The 16409-nt window shown below is 53.7% G+C and carries 11 protein-coding genes; 2 read left to right on the top strand and 9 right to left on the bottom strand.

All coding sequences use genetic code 11. The features are described from left to right. Positions 1-63 precede the first annotated feature (63 nt). From yaaA to J2Z70_RS17275, 7 genes are all read right to left on the bottom strand, one after another. Positions 64-822: a peroxide stress protein YaaA gene (yaaA, locus tag J2Z70_RS17245; RefSeq protein WP_209875295.1), complete on the bottom strand. Its 759-nt coding sequence runs from the start codon at positions 820-822 to the stop codon at positions 64-66. An 81-nt stretch (positions 823-903) separates the two neighbouring features. Then, the gene (locus J2Z70_RS17250; RefSeq protein ID WP_209875297.1) at positions 904-2070 is read right to left on the bottom strand and encodes a GyrI-like domain-containing protein; all 1167 of its coding nucleotides are present in this window, start codon (positions 2068-2070) and stop codon (positions 904-906) included. 58 nt (positions 2071-2128) lie between these two features. Further along, entirely contained in the window at positions 2129-3400 is a 1272-nt protein-coding gene (locus J2Z70_RS17255; protein ID WP_209875299.1) for a helix-turn-helix domain-containing protein, read from the bottom strand. A gap of 25 nt (positions 3401-3425) precedes the next feature. Continuing rightward, positions 3426-3623 carry a type II toxin-antitoxin system RelE/ParE family toxin gene (locus tag J2Z70_RS17260; protein ID WP_209875542.1) on the bottom strand — a complete coding sequence of 66 codons (198 nt, stop codon included), beginning with the start codon at positions 3621-3623 and terminating at the stop codon, positions 3426-3428. 73 nt (positions 3624-3696) lie between these two features. Further along, a complete protein-coding gene (locus tag J2Z70_RS17265) occupies positions 3697-3975 on the bottom strand; it encodes a type II toxin-antitoxin system Phd/YefM family antitoxin (protein ID WP_209875301.1) in 279 nt (92 codons plus the stop codon). Between the two features lie 48 nt (positions 3976-4023). Further along, positions 4024-6198, bottom strand: coding sequence for a 1,3-beta-galactosyl-N-acetylhexosamine phosphorylase (gene gnpA, locus J2Z70_RS17270; RefSeq protein WP_209875303.1), 2175 nt, complete (start codon positions 6196-6198; stop codon positions 4024-4026). Positions 6199-6210: 12 nt separating this feature from the next. Further along, positions 6211-7230, bottom strand: coding sequence for a glycoside hydrolase family 88/105 protein (locus J2Z70_RS17275; protein WP_209875305.1), 1020 nt, complete (start codon positions 7228-7230; stop codon positions 6211-6213). Positions 7231-7424: 194 nt separating this feature from the next. Here J2Z70_RS17275 and J2Z70_RS17280 point away from each other — a divergent pair, with 194 nt between their 5' ends. After that, the gene (locus J2Z70_RS17280; RefSeq protein WP_209875307.1) at positions 7425-8366 is read left to right on the top strand and encodes an AraC family transcriptional regulator; all 942 of its coding nucleotides are present in this window, start codon (positions 7425-7427) and stop codon (positions 8364-8366) included. Between the two features lie 34 nt (positions 8367-8400). Beyond that, positions 8401-8829 (top strand): IS3 family transposase, encoded by a 429-nt coding sequence (locus J2Z70_RS17285; RefSeq protein ID WP_209875309.1) that lies wholly within the window; start codon positions 8401-8403, stop codon positions 8827-8829. A 46-nt stretch (positions 8830-8875) separates the two neighbouring features. On the opposite strand, the gene J2Z70_RS17290 is transcribed toward J2Z70_RS17285, so the two are convergent. Next, positions 8876-9298, bottom strand: a complete 423-nt coding sequence (locus J2Z70_RS17290) for an NUDIX domain-containing protein (protein WP_209875311.1) — start codon at positions 9296-9298, stop codon at positions 8876-8878. 532 nt (positions 9299-9830) lie between these two features. Then, entirely contained in the window at positions 9831-16148 is a 6318-nt protein-coding gene (locus tag J2Z70_RS17295; RefSeq protein WP_209875313.1) for an S-layer homology domain-containing protein, read from the bottom strand. Positions 16149-16409: the final 261 nt, after the last annotated feature.

The following is a 16409-nucleotide window of genomic DNA, read 5'->3' on the forward strand; positions in this document are numbered from 1 at the left end:
AACCCCGAATCTGGTGCTTCCACCATCTTCAAGATTACCCTCTATACTGCTCACTCTATCAGTCTACTCTTTGTCTTGCTTGGCTTGAACGAATACATATGTGTTCTCATCCGACAAGGCCGCTTCATACCGGAAGTCAAATCCGCTGAAGCCCTGAATCTCCTCCACGCTGGTCATCTGCTGCTCCGCCATGAACCGGACCATCTCGCCCCTGGCCATCTTAACCAGTGTCGCCCGCTCCACCACCTTGCCGCCGATGTTCTGCCCGAATACACAGCTTACCATCCGGACACCACTGCTGAGGTAGGGAGAGACGCATTTGCTGTACTCCTTGGAGGCCAGATTCACAATCGTGTCAGTCTCTGCGAACAGCTGGTCCGCTAATCTTCTGTTCCAGAACTCATAGAGGGTGCTGAAGCCCGGCCCGCCCAGCTTGGCCTGCATCTCCAGCCTGTAAGGGACCACTCCGTCGAAAGGCCGGACGATCCCATAGAACCCGGACAGTATCCGCAAATGCTGCTGCAGATAGTCCAGCTCCTCCGTCTGAAAAATCCCCGGCGCCATGTACTGGTACTGGATGCCCTCATAGGCGAAGATCGCCGGGGTCAGGTTCCGCGTCAGGTCCATCTCTTCAATCCGCTGCATATTCAGCGCAGCAATAGCGTCATTGCATTTCCACAGCGCCTTGGCTTCTGCGTAACTGAGTTTACGAAGCAGAGCCAGGAGCGTCTGTGACTCGTGTAAGAACTGCGGAGCCTGGCGGGAATCCAGGAAATCCGTGTCCGTCTTCATCTTTTTGGCAGGTGAAATGATGATTCTCATGATACGCTCTTTTCTACCCCTACGGGAAAATAAATGTACCTCTATACTATCATATTATCTCCCCGCCGGCCCCCGGCCAAGCTATTCAGCAGCAAGCGGTACGAAGACAGAGGCGCAGTTCGCCTGGCGGAACCGGGCAATCACATGCCTGCTCCAGTCACGCGTATACTCAGGGTGGGCGCTCAGGTACAGCTCCTCCAGATGATTGAACGCGGCATCATACGGGATGCCCGGATTGTCGCCGTTCACCTCAAGCTGGGTAATATGCAGATAGATGCCCCCGGGCACCGTCACCTTCTCCACACTGTCAGGAAGGCCATCGAAGCTGCTGACTCTTGTGCCGAAGCAGGAATTCACCTTCCCCTCCTCCCCGCTGTTCACCGGGAATCCGTAATAGTCATGCAGGTAATACCGGGCTGCCCCGGTGGCGAATACCTGATCCTGCACGCCGAAATATTTGGTGATCACAAACTCCTCTTCCTCCGGCAGCGTCATGCTGCAGGCAATCTTCATCTCCGGCAGCGTCACCGGCTTGAAGCGCAGGGAGCTGAACTGTTCGGCCGTATTCCCCGGCAGCATCACCGGCTCGTATTTGGTAAGAATCTCACCGGACGGGTCATATGTATTGAAGCTGAGGCCGGCGGGATTATAGACATAGCTTGTATCGTTGCGGAATTCACCCACGAAATATTCATCGGCGTGCATCCGCTCCTCGTAGCCGGTCCGCCCGGCGCTCTTCGATTCATTGATCAGAACCTTGGCATACCGGCAAGCGGGTACGGTCAGTGTCTCCGTATACTCCGGCAAATGCGCTGGCAGCCCCTCGAAGCTGCTTACCTCCATCCCCACAATCACTTTGTAGTTGCCATCCCCCTGAACCTCGGTGCGTACTGTGACGATCTCCCGGCCCTTAATCTGGTGCTCTATCAGACTGGAGAGCAGTGCAATCTCTCCTTCTGCCGCCAGCTTTTTCGTATAAAAGTAATCATTAATCGTACCGCCCGCCTGCCCGGAATCATAATACCCGCCATACCCCCGGCTCTCATACGATATCGGCAGCGCAATCCCCACAACCTTCATTTCCGGCCTGTCCACAATGCTGCACAGCTCCGTAACCTGCTCTACATGAACCTCACTTAACATCTCCATCTGCTTCAGCTCCTCCACCATTCTCAGGATTACCGGCTTCACACGGGGACTATAGCCGTCAGCTGCTTGCTGCGGCAGTGCTTGCTTGCTCAGATTCATAGGTCAGCTCCTCTCCTGGTTAAGCTCAAGTATAGTAGCTCGCGGTACGTAAATATTATCACTTCTTAACATCTTTCAGCTTCATCCACACGCTCATGGTTATGGCATCCGGGCGGCCCTGGGCTACTGTCTCATAGGTTGTAAAAGCAAGCGCCTCCTCCCTGCTCCATCCGCACTCCTCTATCCAGCTCTCCAAAAGCGCGATAAACATTCCCCGGTCCCCATAGCTGCTGCTCTCAAGCACCGCATACCTGCCGGCGGGAGCCTGCAAAATCTGAAGGCCGCTATCTCCGGCCAGCGCTATCGCTTGCCCCCGTTCCAGCTGCACTCCGCAGGTATAGCGGCCCCCGCGCTGGATGACGCAGAACATGCTTGACGTTCTTAGCACCTCAGGATGATGCCTTGAGCAATAGTTCATTACGGCTGCCGCTGCCTCCTCCTCCGCCTGCTCCCCTTCCCTGGACGCAGCCAGAAATTCAAGACCTTCACTGAAGCTCACACTGATCTTGTCATAATCCGTCCGCTTCCTCACCGGCACATACAGAATCAGCTTCTTCACCTCGCCGCCCTTGCGGATATACTCTTCCCCGTAGCGCTCCTCATCCTGCTCGAACATGCTGGTTCTCAGCCACTTCAGATACAGATAGTCCCAGGCCAGTCCGATCTCAGCCTCATCGCTTCGGACCGCCAGCTTGGCACAGGTTAAGCTGCGTGCCGGGACAACCGCAAGCTCCCGGAAGATACTTCCGGTTAAGCTGTACAGCAAGGCCGAGTCGTACTCTACCGCAAGCTCATAACAGAACAAACCGCCCTGCGGCTGCCCGTCTCGCCCGAAGAGTCTGCCCTGGTAGGCGGGGAGAAGAGCGTATAACGATTCCAGCGCTTGCTGTTCAATGCCGCTGTGCTTGGTTGAATAGAATTTCATATGTAGAGTCGCAGGGAGGATCTCTGTGCTGACGGTTACCTGCCGGACGGCTTCACTGTCGAATCTGGGGAAGAAATAGCAGGCGGTACTTTTTTGATAGGCTAACGGGGTTAAACTTGTGGCTGATTTCACATACTTGCATAAGGCTTGCTGGGAGCTGTAGCCGCAGGCGTATGCAATCTCGGCAAGCGGACGCTGTGAGCTCCGGATCATCCCGAGCGCCACCGAGAGCCTGCGCTTGCGGATGTACTCTTTGACCGAGTGTCCGGTGTAGGTATAGAAGTCACGGTACAGCTGCATCAGCGAGGTGAAGCCGGCCTGCGCAGCTTGTTCAAGTGGAATCTCCTCATGTAGATGCTCCTCAATGAAGGCGATGGATTGTCTGAAGCGGGTAGTCCCTGGCATAGGCATTCCTCCGGCAGAATGTATATTACATCAGATCTTCATACTTGCGCTTCCCGTGAAGCACCCGTCTAATCTCAACGATATCATCTAATACAACATAGAACACGATGTAATTCTCCACAACCAAAGAACGGTATTCATCCTTTAAGCCAATCATGTTACGAGCAACAGGACTGGAGAATGGAAATAACTCTAACCTGGCAATGGCTTCATCACACCTGATCGCAGTTGGCTATAGACTATATGAATGGAATAACTTAAGGACCCTAAATAAAAAAAAACGCCTTGGCAGGGCATTATTGATCTGATTTATTCCGAATCTGCATTCGCAAATTATTAAATACTTCAGAGTGACTGTAGCGCTCCTTAGAGGTATCGGCTTCATGCTCGGCTTCTTTAAGTTTCATGATAATCTCTTGATTCTGCTGAATATTCTCATATTGTTCGATACTCATCACTACCATATCCCCATAACCATTTTTGGTTAAGAAAACAGGCTCATTATTCTCATGAACAATCCGGGATATTTCAGCAAAATGGTTGCGCAAGTCGGATACGGGCCGAATCTGTGGCATTAAACTCCCCTCCTTTTAGCGCTATTTTATCATAATTATGATAACGATTCAATTCCTCCCCATCACCCGAATCACCGTATCAAAAGCTTCCAGCTCCACAACCTGCGGACCATAGTCCGTCTCGATGGTGGTCTGCTGCGGCTGGCCGCTATTGTTAATCACAACCAGGCGCTTGCTCTGCGGATAATACGCACACTCGGTGTAGAGATTATCCGGGAGATAGCGGGTCTCCTCCAGCTCATTGCCGGCATAGCGGATCAGATTCAGCAGCAGGCGCGTATTCTCCCAGCTGAAGGCAAAGGACGGCAGATAGATGCCCTTCCCTCTTCCGAAGCTATTCACAGTCAGGGCCAGCTTGCCCTCTGCCTCACGGACCACCGTAGCAGCCCCGCCGGTCAGATAGACATTGTCCTTCGGCCGGATGCTGACGCCATCCGGCACCAGCCCCTGCACCGGTTGAACCTCATAAGCCCATTTGCCATGCGCTACCCTAGCGCCGGTGTCCTCATCCACCCCGAGAACATGCGCCATCCGGAAGTAGTGATCATAGCCGTCCACGGCGGAAGGCTGATTCACTCCAATGAGCGCACCGCCCTTATATACCCATTCCGTCAAGGCGTCCACTACCTGGCTGTCTTTCCAGTGGTCCCCGCCGCTCCACGCTGAACCAGCGTTGCCTGCATTGATCACCACATCCACATCCTGAAGGGCACCCTGGCGGACATCCCCGAAGTCGATGAAGCGCACCTCCACCGGCAAGCCGGACAAGGCCTCATTGATATGAATCAGGTCATGCATATACGTCTCATGGAAGTGGCCCGACAGGGTCCATGACCGCAGCTTGCCCCACGAGTGCAGAACAGCTACCTTAGTCTTGATGTGATAAGGCTGCCCCTGCCGGTGCAGCTCCTTGATCTCCCTGAATTCATCCGCAATCTTCTCCATGTACGCACAGAAATCCGGGTAAGGCTCAACCAGATGCAGATAGCCGCCCAGGCCGATCCGGTCGACCGGCTCACGCAGGAGGGCGCGCCGGATGTTGATCCAGTATTGCTTCGCATCGAGTGTGGGATTGCCCCCTTCCATGAAGGTAGGTGCACCGCCCAGGCCAACCGGGAACAGATACGGATGCAGCCGGATCTCATGCGTCTCCACCTTCACCCCTGAGCAGAGCCTGGCTTCATAACCCGAGAACACGCATTTAATCATCCCGTCGAAGCCGAACTCCCCGAAGCGGTCATTGTAGGGCTCAGCGCCCACCCAGCTGTCATCGTAGAAGACATACGCCAGCTTGCCGTGCTTATGGACAATGTCAATTAACTGCTTGCCGAACCCGATGACGAAATCGTTGATAAAAGCCATATAGTCGAGCTTACGCTGCTCCGCCGGAATATGGCTGACACGGTATTTGCCGCCGTTCACGAAATCCTCTGCGGTCAGCGAATAACCGTATTGCTCCGCAAACAGATCCAGGCCCCGCGCACTCACCGTGAAGTCGTAGGAGCCCCAGTCCGAGAACAGATGGCGGTTCTGCCCGCTGCTGCCCCAGATCCAGGCAAAATTATAGAATAGAGAGGTGAACCGGACCACTGTCGTTGCCTGATGCTCCCGGCACCAGTCCTCCATCCAGTCCAGCAGGTACTGCCGGGTCCCCTTATACATCGGATCGATCTGCATCAGATGCTCTTTGTCCCAGTGATTCGTCGTGTGGTTGTACATGGAGATCTCTTCCCAGATCCGGTAGGCCATGAAGCTGACGGTATATTTATGCCAAGGCGTAATGCCGGTTAACACCACATTGCCGGACTCCCGGTCGTAATTCCACTGCTCCCCCGGCACCTCCTTCCCGGTTGTCCGGTCGTACACCTGCCAGTACTTGAATGCCTCACGGGAATCATTCACCCTGAATTGCTCTGCGAAGAAATCCTCCAGCAGATAGATGGATACGTAATCCTGCACAGCCACCTTCGGACTCGTAATCAGGAAGGTCTGCTGCAGCTTGTCCGGGTTCCTCGCCGCCCAGCCGTTATGGTCGCGGATGATGCACAGGGTCGAATAGATGCCGTAACCGGCATTAATAATCTCTTCTGACAACTGCGTACCGTCACTGTCACGAATGACATCGGCCCCCCAGCGTTCGGCAAGCTTCAGCGTCAGTGCTTCATAACCGGCTTCCCCCGGCAGGGTAAAAGCTCCTGTGGAGCCTGTAGATAATTTCGGCAACGGGAATTCCTCCTATTTCAGCAGATCCGACAGGAACGCAAGCGCGAGGCCCTGGCCCCAGCCCTGAGTCCAGGCCTTGGGAATATGGCGGTACCCTTCACGGTCCTTCATGACGGCGGTCCCGCCCGATACGTTCAATACGCGTCCGTCTTCAGTGATGTTCTCCAGAATGCCCTTCAGGGCCTTTTGCACATATTTGGTATGCAGCGGATTGCCGTTATTCACCATGGCCGCAGCGATCCCGCAGGATGCCGATACCTCTTCATAGGACTCCTCATCGTCCAGCAGCGTACGCCACAGGCCGTCCTCCGTCTGTACCAGCTTCAACGCCGCCAGCTGATCCCGGAGCGAACACTCCACATCCATACACTGCGGGTACAGGTACCACTCCTTAAGCAGCGGCTTCACCTGCGACATCGTATAGGCTCCCCAGGCGTTCGCCCGGCCCCAGTACAGCCCGGACATATGGTCCTGCTTCACATGGTTATAGCCGTGGAACCAGAGGCCGGTGCTGGGGTCCTGCAAGTATTTGATGTGCCAGTAATACTGGTTCAGCGCGTCCTGAATCAGCTCCTGATCCTCCAGCTTGCTGCCCACACGCAGCAGGAAGAACGCAGCCATGAACAGCGTATCCGCCCAAGCCTGCTCCGGGAAGTCATTGGACACCGAGACCGTATGCTGCAGCACCTGATCCCCGAACCGAAGCGCGCTCCCCCGGATATAGCCGATTTTACTCATGACAATATCCCAGTACTTCTGGTCCCCGGTCTCTTCGTACAACGTGATCAGCATATGGCCCATGGCACAGGTGTTAACCGTCCAGTCTGGCAGCCCCAGCTCAATATATTCATCTACCCACTTCACCAGCTGGTTCAGATACTCCTGGTTCCCCGTGGTCTGGTAGGCTCTGGACACCCCATAATAGGCAACGCCGCAAGGCCACTCCCACGTCAAATCCATCGCCAGTGTCTTCCTTGCAACCTTATCGATTACGCTTAAGATTTCTTCCCGGTTATATTTAACTTGAAGCATGTGTATTCCCCTCTCCTGTTCCCTGCGTCTCTGAAGGCAGCTATTATCCGTCCATCCGCTTGGAAGCGCTTTACAGAATCTATTGTAAGCAGTAAAATGTTCTACATCTAAGCACATTCACATCAAAACTGCGCAATTTCGACCCTTTATTCTTCATTCCTATTCTAACGCAAGAAGGACAGGAGGTGCTGAAGATGCCCAGAAAAAAGAAACCCGTCATTGAGTACCGCCACTACAGCCTGCCGATTCATTTCCCTGTCCTGCTGCTCAGCGGTGAACGCTGGAAGATCTCCGATATCAAGAGCGAGCACCTGCATTTCCACAACCACCTGGAGATCGGGATCTGCTATTCGGATAGCGGGATTATGGAGATTAAGGGCGAGAATGTGCCTTTTGCCGCCGGGGATGTGACCTTCCTGCCGCGGTATCTGCCCCATACGACGTACAGTTCTCCGGGAGAGGCCAGTCTGTGGTCCTATCTGTTTTTCTCGCCGGAGGATCTGTTTCAGCATTCCTTCAAAAGCGCCTACGCTGGCTTCGAGCCGAATCTCTGGGCGGTGCAGGGTGCGAACTGTATTCTGAGCAGGGAAAAGCACCCCCTCGTCTATACGCTAGCTACCTCCATCGTCCTCGAATTACAGCAGCAGAAGCCTTACTATCAGGAGAGTGCATACGGCTTATTGCTGTCCCTGTACATTGAGCTGCTCCGCATTCATTCTACGAACGAAGCCTTGAGCGGCCAGGAGGCCGGGCATACGCTCCTCGGTGACTTCGCTATCGCCCCCGCGCTGGAGTATATCACCCGCAACTATATGGCGCCGATGACCATCGATGACCTGGCCGGGCTGTGCCACTTGAGCACCACCCATTTCCGCCGCAAATTCCATGATACGATGGGCACCGCCCCCCTGGATTTCCTGAGCAGCACCCGGATTGAGGAAGCCTGCAAGCAGCTTAAGAGCACCGAGGATTCAATTCTGGAGATCTCGGAGAAGGTCGGCTTCCACTCCATCTCCAGCTTCAACCGCTGCTTCTCTAAGCTGATGGGCGTCCCGCCCAAGGAATGGCGCAAGGGTGCGCAGTCGGAGGCGCAATCGGCGAAGGCGAGTATTTTGGAGTTCACGGGGTGGGTGTGAGCCCTATACTGAACGTAACTAGGAGGTCTTTCCCATGAAAAACACAGATCAAAGGCAGGATTCGACAGAGCCGGTGTCAGCAAATGAAGAGGAGCTTACCCGCCTGCAAAAGAGTCTGCCTGAGCACCCGCTGTCCAAGTCCCTGCGGTTCCAGTTCATCGAAGACCACCGCTCCGAGTTCCCTGTAGAGAAGATGTGCAAGGTGCTTGAAGTCTCACGAAGCGGATTCTACAAATGGAGAAACGCCGAGGTCAGCAACCAGGCGAAGCGCAAGGCCCTGCTGCTGACGCGGATCACCGAACTTTTCGAAGCTAACCATGGCCAATTCGGCAGTCCCAGAATCACCCTTCTCTTAAGAGAAGAAGGCTACATTATCAGCGAACGGACCGTAGGCAAGTTCATGAAGGAGCTTGGTTTACGCTCGTCCTACTCCCTGCGGACGAATAAACCTATGGAAGACTGACGGTGAGGAAGAATTAAAGCTCTAATGGTCTGCCGCAGCCTAAATGTTATTTTCTTGCCAGTGCTACTCTTCTTATACTTTCTTTGGTCCAGGGAGGGGTCAGGGGGTGATCCATGATTTCATCGTGGGTCATCCAATGTACGGCTTCGACTTCATCAGGACTCCGGTTAGTGGCTGTACCACTGTCATATTCACATAGGAAGACCATATTGATGACATTGCGTCCGTCCTCTGTCACGAAGGAGGAGCTATACACAAAAGTAACCGCATCCTTGATCACGATGCCAACCTCCTCATCGCATTCGCGCTTCACCGTCCGTTCGAGGATTTCGAGCGAGTTGCCCTCAATATCCACTTTCCCTCCTACAAGAGCCAGAGTCCCTCCTGCATGCTCTTCTTTGGTACTCCGTGTAATCACAAGCCACTTATCTTCCTTACAGATTGCTGCTTCTACATTAACAATGAACATACCGCCATGCCCCTCTCCTGAAAATTCTGTTAAAGCCAATTATAGCAAATACCAGACCTCATAATAGCAAATACAAGGCTTCCAATCTCCCGGGTAATCAGCAAGTGGACAAACGTATCTTAATTTATCGCTTTCTGGCGATTGTACGCAAACAGGTGGAAAAACAGCAACTAATTCTAGTGATTGTGCCAATTCCGCTGAATTGTGATTCAATAAGTAACATTTATCCAACTACTGTCCCTTCAGGACTCGTCCGCTCTACAGCAAGTGTATAAAATCCAACTGCTTCCGCACAGCACCCCGCCCCCCTCCCAGCTCGAGATTTCCCTATTATTGGGTACACGCTAAATGCCAAAATTCTAACGCTAAGTGGAAACGTATTTGCCGTCCGTTTAAAGGACGATACCGTTTCAGCGAGAAATAGAAGGATAGTTCATAGCGTAAAACATATAAATCCTTATATTGCAAAAAAGCGGATTCAGCTCAATGACTGAATCCGCTTTTTCTAGTTTACATAGTATAGTTTATACCGTTAATCAATCAACTCTGACTTCTGGAGCAGACGCTGGATCAGCACCGCCACTTCTGCGCGGGTGACGTTAGCCTGTGCCTCCAGCTTATTGCCACCGCGGCCGGTGATTAAGCCGGCGGATGCTGCGAGCGCCAGACTGTCCTTCGCCCAGGCGCCAACGCGGCCTGCATCTGTGAAGGCTGCAAGCACACCAGCGGTGTCCACTGTGCCGGTCTGTTCTGCGAGACCGGTCAGCTTCATCGCCTTAGCGATGATGTTCATGGCCTGCTCGCGTGTGATGCGGGCATCAGGACGGAAGGTTCCATCCTCGAAGCCGGTGATCAGACCCGCCCCGGAGGCTGTTCCGACTGCTGCTGCATACCAGCTATTCGCCGGAACATCTGCGAACTTCGCAGCTCCCTCTCCAAGCTTCAGGCCTAGACCGCGTACGATGATTGCTGCGAATTCTGCACGGGTGATGTCAGCGTTCGGGTTGAACGTGGATTCGTTCACCCCGTTAATGACCAGACGGGAGCCCATGTCATTCACAGCATTCTTCGCCCAATGCTTCTCCACATCCGCGAATGTCAGCGGATGCCAGACCACAGAATAGGTGCTGTTCGTCAGACTGTTGATCTCTGCGTAGTACTTACCATCCTTCTGGATGATTCTGGTCGGTACATGACGCACCGTTCCATCCGGATCGACAACGATACCAGTTGTAAGCCGGTTCGGGTTAACCCCCTGCGGAAGCGCTACTGTCCGCGATACATATGCATTGAACCGGCTCACCTCTACTGTTGAGGTTCCGAAAGAAGCAGTAACTGTGAAATCCAGGACTGGCGCTGCAAGGGTCAGGCCGCCCCTGCTTGCCGCAGCGGTGACCACCTGATTCATGGCAGCCGAAGCATCACCAATGGTAATTCTCAGCGTAATGTCCTCCAGCTTAGCCCCGTTACCTAATCTTGCAGCCAATGCGCCGATATTAATCTCGGATGCAGGCAACGTATAGCTGCCCTTGCTGGTCTGAAGCACCAGGGTGGCCGCCACATTCTCCATATTCTTGATCATCTGGCCGCTTAGCTCACCGACAATAATGTTGGAATCCAGCATCATCGGGATAGTTACTACAGCGCCGTTCCCCTCGGCATCCAGCTTCGCCTGCAATCTGGCCGGATCTACCGCGATTGTCGTCGTTCTAAGGTTACCGGAGGTCGTGGTCGTCGCTTTGCCCGCGTTCTCCTCCTTGCCGTTCACCAGGACAATCACATCAGTGACTGTGCTGGAAGGAGTCCCGCTGTTCGTGTTACTTCCGGCACTTGGGTTACTTCCGCTTCCCGGGCTGACCGGATCGGGAGTTGGCGTTACCGGAGTAGTCACTGCAACTACTGCAATGACGCTGCCGTATTTTACCACCATATCTTCAGCATCTACCTCAGCAATGCCAATCGTATCCCCATCGGCTGCCGGAATCAGCCCTTCACTGCCTACAAGCGTATATCCGGTCAGAAGGTCTCCCACATTCGGCACGACGATGCTGCCAGAACCAAAGTTCTTATACAGCAGCTTATGTCCTTCAGCCGGTGCAGGCGTTACATTAATTTGCGTATAGCCGTCATTGACCGCACCAATCGGGTCACTGGCACTCACAGCCAAGTCCCCGGTAGGGATCAAGACATTCGTTGTAAAAGTCAGCGCAGTTGCCGGTCCCGCAGGAACAGATCCGCTCGCCGCCACCCGTACCTTTACGGCATGCTCGCCGCTGAGGTCCGGCAGGTTCGTTCCGTCATAACGTACGAAGGGTCCGTCATCCACGGAGAATTCCATGCTGGTGTTCAGGCCCACAATCGTATTATTCAGATCATCCGCCACCACTTCCGGAGCCGCCGGGATCACGGCATCTGAGTCATGCACAGTCACCTGAGCAATAGCAGAAGCAAAGTCCGTTGACGTAGCCTTCACCCGCACATAATACGTGCCTGGTGCAAGGCCGGTAATCGTAGTGTCTGTAACTTCTGTCCAAGCCCCTGTGTCCCCAATCTGGTATTCCATCTGGACGGTCAGATTCTGCAGTGTTCCGTCATTGGCTCCGTTATAGGTCACATCCGTTACACTCACTCCGACTGGAGCGGCCTGACGCGCGGGAACACTTAACACTTGCGCATCACTATCGGTGGTGGTCACCCCGTTGCCCGTCTTCACGATATTCAGGGTGGTTCCCAGCCAGTTACCGTCTAGCGGCAGCGTTCCGTCCATAGTGGCCGTAACAGCCGTACCATTTACGGTGTATACCCCTTCTGGAATCAGACCTGTCAATCGCTCAGCGGTGTAATCAATCACCGCCGCAGGCGTCACTTCCGCCTCAGATGCAAAGGAGGTCACTGTCACTTCCACCGCAGCTGAGCTGAACGGCGTTGCTGTCGCCTTAGTGCGGACTTCATAGACGCCTGGTGCAAGGCCTGTGACGGTGGTGCCTGTAACATCTGTCCATGCGCCTGCTGTACCTTTTCTGTACTCCATGGCTGTTGTCACATTCGTGAGCGTGCCATCCTTCGCATGAATCGCTGTTTCATCCGTTGCTGTTACTCCGGCAGGTGCTGCCGGACGGGCAGGAATATTCAAGGTCTGCGCCGCACTATCTATGGTTGTGGATGCATTCCCCTGCTTCACTAGGCTCAGGGGGCTGCCCAGCCAGCCGTTATCCAGTGCCAGCTTGCCGTCTGCATCTGCTGTTACTGTCAACGAACCATTCAGTGTATACGTACCGTTCGCAGTCAGACCGCTCAGCTGCTCAGCCTCATAGTCAATGACCGCTGTTGGAGTGGCTTCCAGTGTGGGTACGTAGACATTCACCGTTACAACTTGTGCTTCCGAGGCAAAAGCTGTCACCGTACCCTTCTTACGGATAGAGTACGTATCCGGGACCAACCCGCTTACGCTAGTGCCTGTGACATCTGTCCATGCGCCTGCTGTACCTTTTCTGTATTCCATGGCTGTTGTCACATTCGTAAGCGTACCGTTCTTCGCGTTAATCGCCGTCTCATCCGTTGCCGCAACTCCCGCAGGCGCTGCCGGACGGGCAGGAATAGTCAAGGTCTGCGCCGCACTGTCAATGGTCGTTGACGCATTCCCCTGCTTCACTAGACTCAAGGAGCTGCCCAGCCAGCCGTTATCCAGTACCAGCTTGCCGTCTGCATCCGCTGTTACGGTCAACGTACCGTTCAGTGTATACGTACCGTTTGCCGTCAGACCGCTCAGCTGCTCAGCTTCATAGTCAATGACCGCTGCTGGTGTGGCTTCCGGTATCGCTACATACGCTACCACATTCACGATGTGTGCTACCGAGGCAAAAGCCGTCAAAGTCGCCTTGGTCTGGACGTAGTACGTACCCGGAGCCAGCCCCGTCACTGTTGTTCCCGTCACATCCGTCCACACGCCTGCGGCACCTTGCTTGTACTCCATGGCCGGAGTCACATTCGTAAGCGTACCGTTCTTCGCGTTAATCGCCGTCTCATCCGTTGCCGTAACTCCAGCAGGTGCTGCCGGACGAACAGGAATGCTCACGGTCTGCGCCGCACTGTCAATGGTCGTGGACGCATTTCCCTGCTTCACAAGGCTCAGAGTGGTTCCCAGCCAAGAGCTATCCAGTGCCAGCTTGCCCGCCGCATCCGCGTATATCGATAACGTGCCATTCACCGTATAGAGACCATTCGCCAGCAGACCGCTTAGCTGCTCGGCTTCATAGTCAATCACCGCTGCCGGGATTGTCTCTACCATTGGCACATACGCATTCACCGTAACACTATACGCTTCCGAGGCAAAAGACGATGGCGTCAATTTCACACGGACCTCGTACGTACCCGGAGCCAGTCCCGTCACCGATGTCCCCGTCACATCCTTCCATACTCCCCCGGTACTTGGCTTGTACTCCATCGCAGCAGTCACATTCGTAAGTGTACCGTTGTTCGCCTCTATTCCCATTTCATCCGTTGCCGTCACACCTGTTGGTGCCGCTGGGCGGGATGGAATGACCAGCACCTGCGCGGCACTGTCTACCGTTGTCGTAGAGTTCCCCTGCTTCACAATACTCAGGGACTCTCCCAGCCAGCTCTGCTCCAGCACCAGGGTGCCAGCTGCAGTCGCGGTTACCGCTGTACCGTTCACGGTATACGTGCCATTCGCAATCAGACCGCTCAGTTGCTCGGCTGCGTAGTCAATCACCGCTGCCGGGGTAGTCTCTGCCGTTGGCACATACGCATTCACCGTTACACTATGCGCTTCCGATACAAAAGACGCCGCCGTCAGTTTCACACGGACCTCGTACGTACCCGGAGCCAGTCCTGTCACCGTTGTACCGGTCACATCCGTCCACGTTCCTGCTACGCCTTGTTTATACTCCATCGCAGTAGTCACATTGATCAATGTACCGTTATTCGCATCAATCGCCAGTTCATCCGTTGCTGTCACACCTGTAGGTGCCGCCGGACGGGATGGAATGACCAGCGCCTGCGCGGCACTGTCTACCGTTGTGGTAGAATTCCCCTGCTTCACAATACTCAGGGACTCTCCCAGCCAGCTCTGCTCCAGCGCAAGCGTACCATCCGCCGTCGCCGTTACAGCCGTACCGTTCACGGTATACGTGCCATTCGCCGTCAGACCGCTCAGTTGCTCGGCTGCATAGTTAATCACCGCTGCCGGGGTTGGCTCCAGCGCTGGCTTGAACAGCGATACGGTTGCCGTCAGCGGTGAACCGCTGACTGTGTATCCGCTTGGCGAATTCACAGCCACGGATACATCGCCCTCGGCGGTCACTGAAGTAAGTGCAAGGCTCCAGGCCGTCCCCGACCCGGTAAAGGAACCTTTTACCGCAGAGCCTATGCCGTCTGTAATCGTGATATCGTCTGCCGTCAGTCCGGTAATCGCAGCATCAAAGGTCAGATCAATCTTCGTTGATGTCGTTGTTCCGGGAACGCCGTCTGCTACAGCAGATTGCAGCACTACCGGAGTTAAGACCTCCCTGTTGAACAGCTTGCCGGTGATTCGGAAATGAGTGGCATCTGTATTATCTGTTGTGATGAAAACAATCTTGTCGCCGAAGGCCGGATATACGGCAAACTTCGGATAATATTCCACATTGAACATCCAGGTGTCTTCATTGTATCCCTGGAATACAGCAGGAGCAGAATTCACCGGCTGATCCGTTGTATACAGCAGGGTCCCGTCATTGTCATAGTAATTCAAGTAAGCGTACTGGGTTCCAGACCATTCTGTACCGTAATTGTAGGCATCATCGATAGCCTTATTCGACACAGGATCTGTACTAACCGTTACGAATCCCGGCATCGCGCCTTTCTTGTAGACAGCGGCTGACGCCTCGCCCAGCGAACCATTTACGTTGAATCCGCCTTGGCTTACACCCGCATTGTCATATAAGGAGACACTCGTGATTCCGGTTTGCCAGCTATACTGGCTGAACATGAAATTCCCGTTGCTCAGTGTAGACAGATACAGCTGCTTCTCATTCGTTCTCGCCCCAATATTAATGGTGGTTATGGAGGTTCCGTTATTATTGAATAACTGCAGATAGATATTATCGTTCGAGGGTCCCGAATTGTACGCAGCCATATACACGCCATCACCAGCGGCTACGTAGGACATGCTCGCATTAGCATCTACCAGCAGGGTTTCGCTTGACACTGGTACGCCCGCAGCAGTGAAGACACGGGTAACCGTGCTTTTATTATCATTTCGTTGCCAGGAAAAAGCGATATCGCCGTTAGACAGCTCCGCCGCAGAGATAAAGCGCGTGAGCTGCGGCAGACTGGCCGCACTGAAGGTATTCAGCCGGGTCTGGCCGGTTACCTTCTGACCGTTCTTATTCAGCACCATGAAATAGGCATTCGGCGTACTCTCAGTAACTGTGCCCAGTTGCAGGTTGTATTCGCTGGAGTCGCTTTTACTGTACATAATCAGCAGATTGCCGTTATTGAGCGCAAGCATGCTAACATACGTCATTTTGTAATAGGTGTCCATCAGGCTGCCCAGGTTAACGTCCGTTATAAGCGTTCCTGTGCTGTTAAAGACCCTTAAGAAATTAGAGGCCGTGTAAGAATTCCCCTGATAGACGAATGAATTCAGCAGAACCGCCGTACTTCCATCCTGTAGACCCTTCGCATCCGTCAGACTCTTGCCCGCCGAATACGTAACCGGAGGCTCAATTACAAAATCAGCCGCTTCATTAAATGACGGCACCGCCGCATAAGCACGGAGGGACATCATGGGCAGCAGCCCGATCACCAATACCACAGCCAGCCCGATTTTCCCCATTTTCTTAAACATCGCTTTCCTCCTTGTCGAATGACCATTTCCATAATATTGATAACGCTTCCGCAAAACTCTGAACATGCTGCACACGCTCTGCACATGCCCGGCATTAGCAAGCATTAGTTTTCCATACTGGTTTATCGACATTTTTCGCGTTAAAGTTAACTAATTCGACAAATAAATATCAGTCATATCGTCAATAAGTGCACTTTAAGTCCTTGTATAATTTAAAAAGACGAAAATTCGCGCAAAAAAAGCCCGCTCTGTAGATTGAAC

Origin of the sequence: Paenibacillus silagei (assembly GCF_017874735.1) — a bacterium.
Taxonomy (GTDB): domain Bacteria; phylum Bacillota; class Bacilli; order Paenibacillales; family Paenibacillaceae; genus Paenibacillus_AQ; species Paenibacillus_AQ silagei.

What these genes read in the sequence shown, in the direction of transcription:
- yaaA (WP_209875295.1), bottom strand. Translation starts at nt 822, where the DNA reads ATGAGAATCATCATTTCACCTGCCAAAAAGATGAAGACGGACACGGAT.
- J2Z70_RS17250 (WP_209875297.1), bottom strand. Translation starts at nt 2,070, where the DNA reads ATGAATCTGAGCAAGCAAGCACTGCCGCAGCAAGCAGCTGACGGCTAT.
- J2Z70_RS17255 (WP_209875299.1), bottom strand. Translation starts at nt 3,400, where the DNA reads ATGCCAGGGACTACCCGCTTCAGACAATCCATCGCCTTCATTGAGGAG.
- J2Z70_RS17265 (WP_209875301.1), bottom strand. Translation starts at nt 3,975, where the DNA reads ATGCCACAGATTCGGCCCGTATCCGACTTGCGCAACCATTTTGCTGAA.
- J2Z70_RS17275 (WP_209875305.1), bottom strand. Translation starts at nt 7,230, where the DNA reads ATGCTTCAAGTTAAATATAACCGGGAAGAAATCTTAAGCGTAATCGAT.
- J2Z70_RS17280 (WP_209875307.1), top strand. Translation starts at nt 7,425, where the DNA reads ATGCCCAGAAAAAAGAAACCCGTCATTGAGTACCGCCACTACAGCCTG.
- J2Z70_RS17285 (WP_209875309.1), top strand. Translation starts at nt 8,401, where the DNA reads ATGAAAAACACAGATCAAAGGCAGGATTCGACAGAGCCGGTGTCAGCA.
- J2Z70_RS17290 (WP_209875311.1), bottom strand. Translation starts at nt 9,298, where the DNA reads ATGTTCATTGTTAATGTAGAAGCAGCAATCTGTAAGGAAGATAAGTGG.
- J2Z70_RS17295 (WP_209875313.1), bottom strand. Translation starts at nt 16,148, where the DNA reads ATGTTTAAGAAAATGGGGAAAATCGGGCTGGCTGTGGTATTGGTGATC.